Annotated in this window: 11 protein-coding genes; 8 read left to right on the top strand and 3 right to left on the bottom strand. The window is 53.0% G+C overall.

Annotated features, from left to right (window positions below; genetic code table 11):
• Positions 1 to 90 precede the first annotated feature (90 nt).
• Genes L6H98_RS27915 through L6H98_RS27905 form a run of 3 tightly spaced genes read right to left on the bottom strand, consistent with a single transcriptional unit; the run spans position 91 to position 3846 of the window.
• The gene (locus L6H98_RS27915) at positions 91 to 1254 is read right to left on the bottom strand and encodes a Ger(x)C family spore germination protein (protein WP_236420976.1); all 1164 of its coding nucleotides are present in this window, start codon (positions 1252 to 1254) and stop codon (positions 91 to 93) included.
• The gene (locus L6H98_RS27910) at positions 1251 to 2753 is read right to left on the bottom strand and encodes a spore germination protein (RefSeq protein WP_236420975.1); all 1503 of its coding nucleotides are present in this window, start codon (positions 2751 to 2753) and stop codon (positions 1251 to 1253) included. Before L6H98_RS27910 ends, L6H98_RS27915 begins: the two co-directional genes overlap by 4 nt.
• Complete coding sequence (locus L6H98_RS27905) at positions 2722 to 3846, bottom strand: endospore germination permease (RefSeq protein ID WP_236420974.1); 1125 nt, start codon at positions 3844 to 3846, stop codon at positions 2722 to 2724. The genes L6H98_RS27910 and L6H98_RS27905 overlap by 32 nt, the downstream gene beginning before the upstream one ends.
• A 201-nt stretch (positions 3847 to 4047) precedes the next feature.
• Between L6H98_RS27905 and L6H98_RS27900 the strand changes: the two genes are divergently transcribed.
• The 8 genes from L6H98_RS27900 to L6H98_RS27865 all read left to right on the top strand — a co-directional run bounded on the left by L6H98_RS27900 (position 4048) and on the right by L6H98_RS27865 (position 14156).
• A complete protein-coding gene (locus tag L6H98_RS27900) occupies positions 4048 to 4938 on the top strand; it encodes an NAD(P)-dependent oxidoreductase (RefSeq protein WP_236420973.1) in 891 nt (296 codons plus the stop codon).
• Between the two features lie 305 nt (positions 4939 to 5243).
• On the top strand, positions 5244 to 5972 hold the full coding sequence (locus L6H98_RS27895) for a nuclease-related domain-containing protein (protein ID WP_236420972.1): 729 nt from the start codon (positions 5244 to 5246) through the stop codon (positions 5970 to 5972).
• Between the two features lie 520 nt (positions 5973 to 6492).
• The gene (locus L6H98_RS27890; protein WP_236420971.1) at positions 6493 to 7413 is read left to right on the top strand and encodes a hypothetical protein; all 921 of its coding nucleotides are present in this window, start codon (positions 6493 to 6495) and stop codon (positions 7411 to 7413) included.
• A 127-nt stretch (positions 7414 to 7540) separates the two neighbouring features.
• Positions 7541 to 9370, top strand: coding sequence for a sensor histidine kinase (locus tag L6H98_RS27885; protein ID WP_236420970.1), 1830 nt, complete (start codon positions 7541 to 7543; stop codon positions 9368 to 9370).
• Positions 9367 to 10437 (top strand): response regulator, encoded by a 1071-nt coding sequence (locus L6H98_RS27880; protein ID WP_236420969.1) that lies wholly within the window; start codon positions 9367 to 9369, stop codon positions 10435 to 10437. The genes L6H98_RS27885 and L6H98_RS27880 overlap by 4 nt, the downstream gene beginning before the upstream one ends.
• A 131-nt stretch (positions 10438 to 10568) precedes the next feature.
• Complete coding sequence (locus tag L6H98_RS27875; protein ID WP_236420968.1) at positions 10569 to 11540, top strand: ABC transporter permease subunit; 972 nt, start codon at positions 10569 to 10571, stop codon at positions 11538 to 11540.
• A gap of 11 nt (positions 11541 to 11551) precedes the next feature.
• Entirely contained in the window at positions 11552 to 12421 is an 870-nt protein-coding gene (locus L6H98_RS27870) for a carbohydrate ABC transporter permease (protein WP_236420967.1), read from the top strand.
• A gap of 76 nt (positions 12422 to 12497) precedes the next feature.
• Positions 12498 to 14156 carry an extracellular solute-binding protein gene (locus tag L6H98_RS27865; protein WP_236420966.1) on the top strand — a complete coding sequence of 553 codons (1659 nt, stop codon included), beginning with the start codon at positions 12498 to 12500 and terminating at the stop codon, positions 14154 to 14156.
• Positions 14157 to 14472 lie beyond the last annotated feature (316 nt).

The raw sequence follows: 14472 nt of genomic DNA, 5'->3' as shown, positions 1-14472 counted from the left end.
AACACCCCCTGTCATGGCCTGCGTCCAATGAATATGGGGGTGTTTTGCTATTCCTGGATACAGAGCCGATCCGGTATCAACAGGATGAAGCTATACTTTTCTTTTGTATTTTCCAGTATATGGGATCGTCAGGTGAATGTCGAGTTTCCGGATGGAGTCTTCATCGATGATCAGCCTGCTCCCGTCGTTGGACAGCTTGCGCCATAGCTTCGGATGTTGGCGGTACAGTTCTTCTTCCAGCCCGAAGATATCGATCCCTCGCTTCAAGCCGTGGCGGTAGGTTTGCAGTATCTGCTCCCGCAGCTTGACCTCGCTCATCGCGACCATTTCGTCATACGAGATAGGCACCAGATATTCGTACAACGCGGTCAGGTACTTGGCTTTGATATCAAACGCAACGTGGTTTCCTTGAACGATCGGTTTGATTTTGATCTTGGGCAGACCAACGCTTAACGCGCCGTAGATTTCGCCGTCCTTTTGCAGGAGCAGGGCAGCCCTTCTCATGTCCTTCCGCAGCCAATGATAGCCCGGAAGCTGGCTATGGGGGAAATACTCGAACGAGGAACCCGACTTTTCGAAAAATGCCCCTTCGATATAAAACAGATCTTGCTTCTTTTCGTTCTCCGTCCAATGGTTGTCATTCAGCGCGATACATGGCAAATAGGTGGTCGTTGCCGGATCGTTGTGCGTGGCGATCAGCTGAAAGCCGAGCACTGGAGGAAAAAGGGATTCTTCCATGTAGCTTGGCAGCGGATTATGGAGAATGCTGTCCAGCGGACTCAAGTTGTAGATGGATGTTGCGCTCAAAATTTTTTCCAAAGGCTCCCGCGTGCCGTATACCCAGACCGTATATCTGGATTCGGGAAAACGCCCCACCATATCAAAAACTTCTTTAATATGTTTGCTGGTCAACACGCTCTCGGCCATGACGATGGAAGTGACGTGCCCCCACGCGATGTGCAGCTGGGATGTCCGGAACAGCTCGTTCAGGGCAAGACTTAGCGTTTTGCCTTCGGCATGGCCGACCCATACCGGAGGCGGCGAAGACGTTTTGCCGGAACCCTCGCTTTTGGCGATGCTTGAAAAATCCAGGGACTGCATGTATAGATGGTACATTCCGTCTTTGTAGTCGATGCCGAATGCTTTGGCGTAATCCACTTGTTGAATTTCGAATGAACTCCAGCACCCGCTTGTAAGAAGACACAGGGACAACGACACCATGCCAAGCAAACTTCTGCGCAGCATATGTTTCATGGCCGCTTTCCTTTCTTGTTCGGCTCCTGCGTTTCCAGATAGACGGGCCTGCGTTTGTTGAACCCTTTAGGCAGCTTGAAGAGCGCCGCGACGGCTTGTTTGAAATTCAGCGGAGTCAATGGCGTCAAGTAGGGAATGCCGAACGATTTGAGGTCTGTCAGGTAGATCAGGAACAGGATCAGTGACAGGATGAATCCAAAAATGCCCAGAGAAGCGCCGAGCACGTAACAAAGGAAACGCAGTATAAGGACGGAACTGGTCATCACCTGGTTGACGACGGTTGCTCCGGCGACGACGGTGACCGCAATGACGACGATCATCAGCGGCGAGACCATGCCGGCGCGGATGGCCGAATCCCCGATGATCAGGCCGCCAACGACGGTCAGCGTCTGCCCGATCGCGCTGGGCAAACGTACCCCGGCCTCTCTGAACAGCTCCATCAACAGCATGATCAGGAACATTTCCACGCCGGATTCCATAGGCAGCCCCATCCGTCCGACAGAGATGGTGGCGACGAGCGGAAACGGAAGCTGATCCATATGGTACGAAGTCAGCGCGATATAGAAACCCGGAAGGAAGATCGTGGTCAGCAGGCCAAAAAAGCGCAGCAAACGCCCCGTATTCACCGACAGGAAAGGGAAATTGGCATCCTCCGGCGATTTGAGCAGCAGGAACAGGTTCACCGGACCGATAATGACGCTTGGGTTTCCGTCCACGATCAGAATAAAACGTCCGTTGAGCAAGCATTCGGCGGCAAAGTCAGGTCGCCCCGTATAATGGGTTACCGGGAACAGCGTGACTTTTGAGGGAGACAACAATTCTTCCAGTTGGTTGGCGGTGATAAGCCGTTCGGTCTTGATTTGCCGAAGACGGTTCTGGACATGTTCGATGAGTTCCGGATTGGCAATGTTTTTGAGATACATGAGCGCGACCTTCGTCGGGGACCGCGTGCCGATGACTTCGAAGTTGCAGGCAAGCTGGGCGGTGCGCACACGCGAGCGGATGAGGGCCACATTGACCGCGATCGGTTCGATGAATCCGTCTTTGGCTCCACGAATGGACACCTCGGTCGAGGACTCGTCCGGGGTACGGGTCGGCATATTCGAGACGTCGATGCTCCATATGGCCTGCAGGGAAGGGATTGCGATGAGCATGTGGCCTTCAAACACGCGAACGGACATCAGTTCGGTGCCGAAAGCCGGGTCCTGCAAATCAAGGCGCGTCCACTGGATGCGCACGGCTTTTTCGATATCCGAAACGCGAAGGAAGCGGGTACCCTCGTAGGCATCGACCATGGCGGGCAGAATGGTCTCTTGGATCTCCTTGCTGTTTACCATGCCGCTGCAATAAACCATGACGATTTGGGCAGGAGCGTCCCCGATCATGTGGCTGGCGATGATTACGTCGTCGGAGCCTGAGAAGAATGTTCGCAGGTTATGTTCGTTCAACCGGAATGGTTCGGCGCGGTTATTTGTGTTGGATGGAGTCGTGATTGCCATGATCCGGTACCTCCTTGTCCTTTCGGTGTATGAGCGCTGCCAGGGTCAACAGAATCGTTACGATGGACACGTAAGCGAGCATGGCCGGAAACTGAATGTGTTTTACGTAATAGTCGACATAGTCGATCCGCCACCATTGCATGGCCATTGCGCTCATCATGCAGGCGATGGATAAAATGGCGATGTATCGTTTCTTTGGCTTGCGAATATCCAGAAGGTCCACCATTAAGTAAATGGAGATGGCAAGTCTGGCAAAGGAACCGCTAAGCCATTGGTAAATGGATAGAAAATCAACGTGCTGCAAAAGCTTGCCGATGTTCACGAGCTTCCACTGCTCATAAGGGCTGATGCGCTGCTTGGCGGCTTCCTCGGGACCGAATTCAACGATGGCGCCGATTGTGGGCCCGATGGCCATGCTGAGAATGAACAAACCAAGCAGCAATAAATGCCACCAGCGGATCTTGCCCCGGATGTCATGCTGGAACAGCATGAGAATCCAAATCTCCATCAATCCGGCAAGGGAATAGAACATGCCTCTCCAGACAGGCTCAAATCCGTTTTCCATGAGCGGGAACAGCAGGGAGTAGTCCTTGTACTTCAAGTTGGCGGACGCGACAAAATAACCCAGGAGAATGACGAAGGGCAGCAACAGGCTGGAGGTCATGGCAATCGAGCGAATGCCCTTGGCGGCAGACCAGGCGGCTACGAGCGCTCCGCCCCCGGCCAGAACGTATGGCGGAGTGAACTGAAGGTAGGTCGACACCGTCCAGTTGGTCGTTTCATACAGCGTATGAGTGCCCAAGGACAGCAGCAGAATGACGGCGGTAATCCGAAAAATCCATGAAGGAATGATGCCGAATTCGCGACTGATCCAGTCCGTCAATCGCTGACCCCGAATTCGGCGAACGATAATGAACAGCATGCAAAGGAACAGCATGAAGAGCGGCGCGGCAGCCACGACGGAAAGCCAACCGTCCCTTCCTGCCGTTTCCAGGATCGCCGAAATGGACAAGACGTGGCACACGAGGCCGGCACTCAGCAAAATGATGGAAAAGGACAACCAGATGGTAATCTGGTTTTTGGAGTGGTTCAAGGACGCAGCCTCCTTTCGAAAGAGATCAAGGAAGTATGCGTTAGGATGTGCAGCATATGGAATTTCAATTCCTGCATGATGTATTTAATGTGGAGCGGCTGCAAAGGATGGACGGAAGCGGCCAAAAGCTATAACATTGAACTAAGCAAGTGTTGAACAAGCATCCAAGCAAAACATAGAGAAAATGGGAGGAAACCTGCGATGATCCATTCGAAAACACCTGGCGAGACGCATGTCGGATTTATCGGTACGGGCGTGATGGGCAAAAGTATGGCCCGACATATCCAAAAGGCCGGTTATCCACTTCATGTGTACACCCGAACCGCTTCCAAAGCGGAAGAGCTGGTGAAGGAAGGCGCCATCTGGCATGATACGCCGGCGAGCCTTGCCGCCGCATGTGATGTCGTCATCACCATGATCGGGTATCCGAAAGATGTGGAAGAGATCTACCTGGGAGAGAACGGTTTGCTGGACAGCGCCAAAACCGGAACGTTTTTGATCGATATGACCACCTCCAGCCCGCTGCTCGCTGAGAGAATCGCGGAAGCCGCGGAATCGAAAGGGCTGCATGTGCTGGATGCGCCTGTATCGGGCGGCGATATCGGAGCCCGCGATGCGAAGCTGTCCATCATGGTTGGTGGCAAAAGGGAAGATTTCGAAGCCGTACGTCCGTTGTTCGAGTGCATGGGAACCAATATCGTGCTGCAAGGAAAAGCAGGGGCAGGCCAACATACGAAAATGTGCAACCAAATTGCCATTGCTTCAGGCATGATGGGGGTGTGCGAGGCGTTGGCGTACGCCAGAACGTCCGGGTTGGACCCCGAAAACGTGCTCCAAAGCATTGCTACGGGAGCAGCGGGCAGCTGGTCGCTCAGCAACCTGGGTCCCCGCATGATTGCAGGCGACTATGAGCCTGGATTTTTCGTGAAGCATTTTATTAAAGACATGGGCATTGCACTGGAATCTGCCAAGGCCATGGGCATGAAAACGCCAGGATTGGCGCTGGCTGAGTCGCTGTATCAGGAAATAGCCCGGAACGGACTCGACGAAAAAGGCACTCAGGTGTTATATACGTATTACTTGCAAGCTTAAAGATTAGCAAGGTCTGTTTCCCGAAAGCATCTTGAACTGGAAAATGAATTGCATCTCTAAAAACGTGTCCTTATAAAAACATGAGGACACGTTTTTTCGCACAAATATGAGTCAAAAGTCACAAAATTGTTTAAATATTCATAGGTATGCGTAAAAAAACCGGGCAAAATCGGAAATCCCCCTTTAATTTTGCCGCGAATCATCCGAAATAAGAAATGAAGGATCTACATACGGTTTGCTCGAATGTATTTACATAATAAACCAGTTTTTCATGATTCATATTCCCTATAGAACGGAGCTTGCCCATGTTCAAGAGAATCCTGTCTCTGTTCAAGACGCAACCAGCGCCGGCCGACAATGTCGCGGTTTCGACACGTTCGCTCAAAGAAAGCGCCCCGGCAGCATTAAGACGTTCCCGCAGCCGGCGAAAGGGCATCGATTCGGAATGGTTAAGTGCTATCGAGGAGCCAAGAACGGCCGAGCGGTTAAACCTTCTGCCGGATGGCTACAAACACCTGAACGACCTGCTTGTGCCCAACTCCAAGTCCCGTTCGGGATATTCGCAGGTGGATCATGTCGTCATTGGCCCGAGGTGCGTATTCGTGATCGAGACGCGCAGCATGACCACAGGGGAGATTCGCGGCGGTCGGCGGGATGCCAATTGGACGGTCAGCACCAGCAAAGTCAAGATGTACAACCCGCTCATGCAGCATCGGGGACATGTTCAGGCCATTCAGGCGCACCTCGGCGATTACGCAGGCATACGAATCGTCTCCGTCGTCACGTTTACGAATCGCTGCCGCATTAGCGTAGACCCGGATGTCCGTTACATGCAATCCGATGAACTGGTCGTCTACGATCACGAGTTGGTAGAAACCATCGTTCGCAAAACGGAAAAACTGGAGACCGAATCTACGGGAAAGGGATATTCGGAACAGGATATTCAAACGATTCATGAGTTGTTGTGCGCGGCCAATGCAACGAACTCCGAGATCCGTGCAGAGCATATGGAGAAAGCCAAAGGGATCAAATAAGCTGGGCATCAGCGCCATTCTCTTCAAGGAGAATGGCGCTTTTTTTAGACTATATAAACCGCAAAAACATGCACACGTTAACGGAGAGGCAGAACCAATCTGGAGAAGCGAAGCGGTCGCTTAAAAGCTTTCTGAAAGAAAGCTGCATCGGAAGCATAGACTGTTCACTGGATTTTCCCTTTGAAAAAGGGGATTCGAAAAAATCTGGGGATAACAGCGATCGGAATACGGTACTGCACTCGTAATGACCTAGTGTGATTTACTATTGCGGTCAACGAAGCTCGATTTGAATGCCGATCGCTGAAAACGCGGTCTGTTTTTCTCTAAAGAAAGGCTTGGGCAAGGGTTATCTTATGTAATTCTAATGATCCATGCAATGAAGGAAAGGCCACCGAAAGGCACGGGTACATCGTCTGATATCCTCTCCTAGCAAACTTATGATAGAATGTACACCATGTTTTGGGTATGAACCATGCTTGTTATATGAAAGTGCGTACAACCAAGGACAAGGGGAAGATGAATGATGCAATGGAATCGATCTATCCGTTTAATTGCGGTGGTCAGTGTGCTGGCCGTCATGCTGACAGCATGCGGAGGGAAGGCAAAGGAGACGGATTCGTCTGCTGCAGGGCAAGGCGGGGCAGCAACGGCAGCCGAAAGCTCGAATTCGCCTGCAGCGGGAAATGGAGATTCGCAAAATGTATCAAGTACGTCTGCAGGCACATCCGATTCGGGAACCGGGACTGCGGATGCTGCTGCAGATCAAGGGAAAATCGGCTTTGATTCAACCCTGGAAGAGCTGCAGGAGAAGTACGCAGACCGTCTTGGATACATACGCGTGCCGCTGTCCGATCACCCGGTCCGCCGGGTTAGCCAGAACGATGCAAAAAACATTAACATCGCCAATTACAGCGATGCCGTGGTGGATATGAATACGGGCATACCGATTCATAGCGATTCCCAGCGTCTGATTGACGATGCATTTCCGTTTTTTACAACGGCACAGGCGCCTGATGTCTCCTATGTGACCTGGGAGGAAGCAACCAATTTGGAGCGGGCGATGGTCAAAACATTGTTTATATCCCGCGAGGGGCTGCTGCTTACCGAGAAAGCCATGAACGACAAGGACTACGCCAGCAGCTCGTTCAGGGATTCCATGAACTTTTTTGAGACTGCGGCGAAATTTGATTCTATGGCTCCCGTCGCCCAGCATCCGTATGACATTACGTTAAGCGAGCATTATGATAAGGCTCGTCAGGCATGGGGCAGGTTGGCCGCCATCGATCCGGAACAGGATGAGACGGCCTTCGCAGAGACTTACAAGGAAGCTAGAACCGCGACCAACAATGCCATGGGTTTGCTTAATATTTTGCTGTCAACGAATGAGCAGGAACGTTTGGAGAACGCACTGGCCGAGCAGGAAGATACTGCGACTCCATAAAATATACCCAACATAAACGGCTCTGACCGAAGATGACACGGTCGGAGTTTTTCTGTTTTTTTGGGAAGGGGTATGGTATCTTTTTACAAGAAAAGCCATGAGGCTCGGAGCAGGGGGATCGGTGCTGATGCTTTGGCGAGGACGTTTTTGGAAACGCTTTAAATTCAGGACGAAGCTGATATTGATTTTATCTGTGGCTACGGTGGTCATCTCGGGATTAACGGGGCTGATCACCTATCGCATCCATATCGACTTGTTTAACGAAGAAGTCAGCCGCCAATACGGATTGACGGCAGAACAGGTGCTGGCGAGGCTCGACTCCAGGGTGAACGACATGTACAAGGTGACGGATTACATCACGCTGAACCCTTCGGTGAAGAACGCCATAAAGGACCAGGTGGCAGGCATTTCCTCGTACGACCAGATGAAGCTGGAGGACGAGTTGGATGACCAACTCTATCAGGTTCGTCTCGATGCGCCGGAAATTATGGGAATCCGCATTTACGACCTGAAGGGAAATATGTTCAATCTTGGTGCGTTTGCCGGCTCCTTTCAACAGATGGACCCTGCCTTTTTGGCGGATTTCGTTCATAAGCTGGAGGGAACGGGCGGAGAGTATGTCTGGAACCGCCTGAATAAGGATGCCTTCGCGCAGGAGGAGAAGTCGAACTGGATTATGGCCGGGCGATTGATGAAATCGGTGGACCTGGAAACCTATGGCGTAATGCTGATTTTGTTCAACACGTCCTTGTTCGAATCCTATCTCAAAGACCTGCGCCTGAACGAGGATGTGGCGGCTTATTTGCTGGACGGGAACGGAGAGATGATCTACGCGTTTCGCAACCAGGATGCCGATCCCCCGCCGCTTACCCGGCTGAACATGGGAGCCACGGAGATCCGGGATGAAAACGGGACGACCCATTTGTACACGAAACAGACGTCGGACAAAGCCAAGCTGACGCTGGTGAGCAAAGTGTCCCTGGCCCAGATCCAGCAAAAAGGCAAAATCATCGTGCAGGTGGCCGTCTTTTCGGCGGCGGCCAGCGTGCTGTGCTCCTGGATCATCATCACGGTCGTCAGCCGCAGGTTATTGCGCCCCTTGGCCAGACTGGTCCATGCGATGAAGCGGGTGAGGGACGGAAGGTTCGATACGCGCGTTCCCGTCGAGACGTCGGATGAGCTGGGATTCATCGGGGAACGGTTCAACGCGATGGCTTCCCGGATCGATACGTTGATCCATGAGGTGTATGAGCGCGAGTTGAGCGAGAAGCAGGCGGAACTCAAAGCTATTCAGGCCCAGTTGAATCCGCATTTCATGTATAACACGCTGAGCATGTTTTTCTGGAAATTTTATATGCTCGGGGACGAGCAATCCGCCCGCTTGGTCACGGCGCTGTCCGAAATGCTTCAGTATACGTTGGAGCCCGTCCATAAGATGACCACGCTGGAGAACGAAATGACGTTAATCAACCATTATGTGCAGATTCAGCAGGCGCGGTATCCCGAGGAATTATCGGTCGTCATTTCCGTGCCGCCAAATCTGCATCACTGCGAGATGATCCGGCTGCTGCTGCAGCCTGTTGTGGAAAATGTCTTTGTGCACGCATTTGCAAACCAAAAGAACAACCGCCATTTGCACATTCATGCTCGGATGAAGGATGCGCAACCAGGCGAGCCGGAGATGCTTATCATCGAAGTTGAGGATAATGGTTGCGGCATGGATGAAAGGACGATCGAGCGTATTATGGCTCCGATGGAAGAAGCCGGGGAAGAGCGCCAGCATATCGGCATGCGCAGCGTTCTCCGGCGCATCGAACTGATCCACGGGGAGCCTTACGGGGTCCAGATTGAATCCGGCGGCGCGCGGCAGGGAACGCTGATTCGTCTTTGCCTGCCGTACCTGACGAATCAGGTGGAAGGGGAACATATCGAACAAGGAGGCGAGACGATACAGTGAATGGACGTATGCTGGTAGTCGATGACGAAGCCTTGATCCGTCAGGGCCTGGTTCATATGGTAGGCAGCAATCCGCTGGGCTGGGAAGTCGTTGGCGAGGCTGCGGACGGGGAGGAGGCTATGCAGGCCGTGGATCGCTGCTCGCCCGATTTGATCATCACGGACATCAACATGCCGGTGATGAACGGGCTGGACTTGGCCGAGCGTCTTCATGACCGCGGCCAGGACGTCATGATCATCATTTTGACTGGATACCGGGAATTCGAGTATGCACAGCGCGCCATTCGTTATGGCGCCATTGAGTTTCTGCTCAAGCCGTTCTCCTTGGACGAAGCGTGCCGGGTGCTGCGCAAAGCGTACGACAGGTTTCGCCGCAAGCAGGCGGACTTGCACATCATGAACCAATTCAATCAACAGGAACGGATCGAACGATGGAAGACGGAGTTGACGGGGCTGCTGCTCAGCAGGCAGCTTGAGACCCTGGAGGCGCGTGTCGGGGAATGGCTGGACGAGGCCTCGCGCATGCCGCTGCCGGATGGCAAAGCCGAAATTCACAGGCTGCTGCAGGTCATGGAAGACATGCTGACGCAGCACTTCAATTTCAGGGAGCCTGCGGATGGCGCTGCCAGAGGAACGGATCCATTACTATGGATGCACTCCATGCCGGAGGTGGCGGCGTGGTCCCGCCGAAAGAGCGAGGAGTGGCTGCACCTGCTGGAGCGCCTCCTGAGGGAGCAACAGGATCATGTCGTTACGCGGGTCATGAATTACGTCGACGTGCACTATGCTGGAAGCTGCACGCTGCAAACCGTCGCCGCCCACGTCCATGTGACTCCCAACTATCTCAGCCACCTGTTCAAAAAGGAAACCGGCGAAGGATTCAGCCAGTATGTCAGCAAGCTGCGGATCGAGAAGGCCAAGCTGCTGCTTCAGAACACCCGCCAGAGCATGGCGGCCATCGCGGAACAGACCGGGTTCGATAATTCGAGCTACTTTACGACCGTATTCAAACAGTTGACCGGGTTATCTCCGCGGGCCTATCGCAAGCAGCATGGCCGGGAAGGATAGGCAGAGCTCCCCAAGCGGGAGCTTTTTTTGCGTAGAAATTTGATAAAGGATCGGTAAATATCGAATGTTTGCGCTTACATAATTTTCTACAATACAGCTATGTACACAACAGCCGAGAGAGGAGGAGGCATATGAAAGGGCAGCTTACCGCAGGACCGCCCGGATTTCAAACGCCCCAGAGCGAAGTAAGAGAACGAATTCGGCAGCAGCGAATCAGACGATTCAAAATGAACATTCCGCTTATCCTGATGTTTTTGCCTGTGGTCCTGTTTTACCTGATTTTCCGATATGCCCCGATAGGCGGGCTGGTCATCGCCTTCAAGGACTACAATTTCTACGATGGCCTCTGGAACAGCCCTTGGGTAGGATTCCTGCATTTTGAAACATTGTTCAGCGACCCGCGCACGGTGGAGATTATCCGCAATACGCTGTTCCTCAGCCTGCTCAGCATCATCGTGGGTTTTCCGATTCCAATTGTGCTGGCGATCATGCTGAATGAGGTCAAGAACATGGCGTTCAAACGATCGGTGCAAACCATCGTGTACATGCCGCACTTTTTCTCCTGGGTTATCATCGCGATGATGATTATGACCGTATTCTCGCTGGAGAATGGCATCGTCAACCGCTGGGTCGAAGCATGGTGGGGGGAACCGTACCCGTTCATGTACAACAAAGGCTCCTGGATCGCCGTATTCGTCGGCTCGGGCATCTGGAAGGACATGGGCTTCAACGCCATTATTTTTTTGGCGGCACTGACGACCATCGATCCGAGCCAATACGAGGCGGCGCAGATGGACGGGGCAAGCAAATTGCGGCAGATCTGGCATGTGACGCTTCCGGGCATCCGATCCACGATCATCCTGCTGCTGATCCTGTCGATGGGACGTGTCATGGAGGTCGGGTTCGATCAGGTCTACATGCTCCAGAACTCCAACGTCAACGAGGTCGCGGACGTCATCAGCACGTACATTTACCGTACGGGGCTTCAGGGAGCGCAGTTCAGCCTGACCACGGCTATGGGATTGTTCGAGTCGCTGGTTGCGTTCATCCTCATTTTTTGCGCCAACTATATTGCCAGAAGATTTAACGAAGGTTTGTGGTGAGGAGGGGGAACGTGAGAACGACCCGTGGAGAAAAAATATTCTACATCGTCAATTACGCGCTGTTGTCGCTGGTCGCCCTGAGCTGCATCCTGCCCTTGCTCAATATTATAGCGTTGTCGCTGAGCGACGCCAGGGCCGTGCTGTCGGGCCAGGTCGGACTGTGGCCTGTCGATTTTACGTGGTTTTCCTATCAAAGCCTGCTAACGGGCACCCCGATCCTGAACGCGTTCTGGAACAGCGTGGAAATCACGCTGATCGGCACGGGGCTCAGCATGGCCGTTACGATCATGGCGGCTTATCCGCTGTCGCGCAGGCATTTTTATCACCGCCGCTTTTTCACGATGGCAATGGTGTTCACGATGATTTTCAACGGGGGCTTGATTCCCACCTATCTGGTCGTGCAGAACCTGGGGCTCGTAAACAGCTACGGGGCACTGTGGTTGCCGGGATTGGTAAGCACGTACAATATGCTGATCATGCGCTCGTATTTCGAAAATTTGCCCGGCGAAGTGGATGAGGCGGCACGCATCGACGGCTGCAGCGAGCTGGGACTGCTGTTCCGCATCGTGCTGCCGTTATCCAAGCCGCTGCTGGCGACGATTGCGCTCTTTTACGGCGTCGGCTATTGGAATTCGTTCATGAGCGTCATGATCTATATCAACGATACGTCGAAGTACAACATGACAGTGCTGGTCCAGAACATGATCATGTCCAATCTGAACGTGCAGGATTTCACCGATCCGACGATGATTTCCAACCTGACGCCGGAAGGCATCCGGGCTGCCGCGGTCATCGTGATGGTGATTCCGATTCTGGCCGTATACCCGTTTTTGCAAAAGTATTTCGTGAAAGGCGTCATGCTTGGCTCCATCAAGGGCTGACTTGATGTTGCTGGAGTGGCATTCGGTTGTTCCGGCAGTTTCGTTTCATATCATACAAAGAAAGAGGGTCTGATCTATGGCGGTTTCGATCAAGGCATGGTTGAAGTCGGGGCTTGTACTCGGCTTGATTGGCGGAGTGCTGGCAGGCTGCGGCAGCGGAAACGGGGAAGGCTCACCGGCGGATGGGGAAGGAGCGCGCGGCAGCATTACGTCGACGATCTATGACCGCGGGGCGGTGCCGAGCGGCATGGGTACGATCGAGGACAACATGTGGTCCAAATGGATCAACGAGAACGGTCCCGTGAACGTAAAATATACGGCCGTTCCGCGCTGGGAATCGCAGTCCAAGCTGAATGTGCTCTTTGCTTCCGGCAGCGCGCCGGACGTCATTTTCGAATTCGGGACGCCGATCCGCAACACGCTGTTCAATCAGAAGCAGCTGATGCCGCTGGATGACCTGATCGCGAATTCGAGCGTGGAATACAAAGCGCTGCTGGAGAAATATCCGCAGCTTAGGAAGGCAGGCATCAAAAGCGACGGCAAGCTGTACGAAGTCGGCCGCATGAACGAGGTGTTTCCGTTGACCAGCTTTTTCATCCGCGAGGATTGGCTGGAGAAGCTGAATCTGGACGTGCCGACGAACGAAGCGGAGATGCTCGCGGTGGCCAAGGCGTTTGCGGAACAGGACCCGGACGGGAACGGCGTGAAGGATACGTACGGCATCGGCGGCCTGCAATTCGGGGATACGGCCGGACTGTTCCGCTACATGTTTAATGCCAACTGGGTGAACGTGGAGAACGGCGAGCTCGTCGTTGGGCCGAACCACATGAAAGAGGCGACGGCCTTCAAACGTGCCCTCTACGAGGCGGGCGTGGTCGACAAAGATTTCCTTACCGACAAGGACGGAGCCAAGTCCAAACAGGATTTCCTGAACGGAAAAATCGGCATGTATGCCGCGATGACTTCGGATTATACCGGTTTTGCCGCCAAAGAACTGGATACATTGATGCAGAACGTTCCCGAGGCCAAGCTGAAGGTCATTGCGCTGCCGTCAACGTCGGTGGGGCAGTATACGATGGTCTGGAACAACCCGGTGCAAATGACCGCCGTGGTCAATGCCCGTGCCAAAAATCCTGAAGCCGTTATGCAGTACATCGATTTCCTGACCAAAACGGAATCGGGCAGGACCTTCAAGAACGGCTTTGAAGGCACGCATTATACGCTCAACGAAGAAGGCTGCCCGCGCATCTCCGACCAGGAGAAATACAAGCAGGAAGTCAGCTGGGCCGGAGATTATTCCATGCTGTACAGCCGCTTGGAAGAAGGCAAATGCGGGTATACCGAGATGCTGTTCAGCGACGATATTCCGTCGCAAAAGGAAGGTCTTCGCCTTTTCAAGGAAGCGCGGGAAGTGTACATGAGCGATCTGCCGGTCGGCGAGGGAGTCACGCATTCGGAGCATATGCCGCAATTGCCGAAGGAGCTGCAGGTGAAGCTCACCAACGTAACGACGGCGATTAACGACATATATACCCGCTCGATCATCGGCGGCAGCAAATATACGGTGGAACAGGCCGATACGGAAGCCCGGCAGAAGTGGGCGCAGGGAGGCGGTCCTGAAATCGAGGCTTGGTACAAAGATTGGTGGAGCAAGGAGAAGGACAACGTGCTGGTATGGGACGATTTCTACGAGATTTATCAGCAGCAGCAGGCGGATTTCGAGAAAGCGAAGTAACCTCCGCACAGCCGGATCGGCTGACTGTCGCATGGAATTCTTCTGGGTGTCAGGACCTCTCTTGCGAGGCGTAGAGGAACGGAGAAGCAGAGTACAAATGGGAGAAAGCAAATGTGCCTGGGCTGCAATGCCCGGGTTATTTTGTTTCATGTACATTGTAGTTCTTTTTTCTTATGATGAAATCATGGGGAGAAATCATGCGAAATACATATTGGGGTATTGTGGAAAAAAAGTCGAAATAGGATGTCGTTTTCGTTACACAGAGAGTAATGAGAGTAATATTTTACTTTTATATGTAGAAAAATGACAAAAAAAA

It is taken from the genome of Paenibacillus sp. JJ-223, assembly GCF_927798175.1.
In the GTDB taxonomy this organism is placed as follows: Bacteria; Bacillota; Bacilli; order Paenibacillales; family Paenibacillaceae; genus Paenibacillus; species Paenibacillus hubeiensis.
This window is presented reverse-complemented; position numbering and strand designations above follow the sequence as displayed.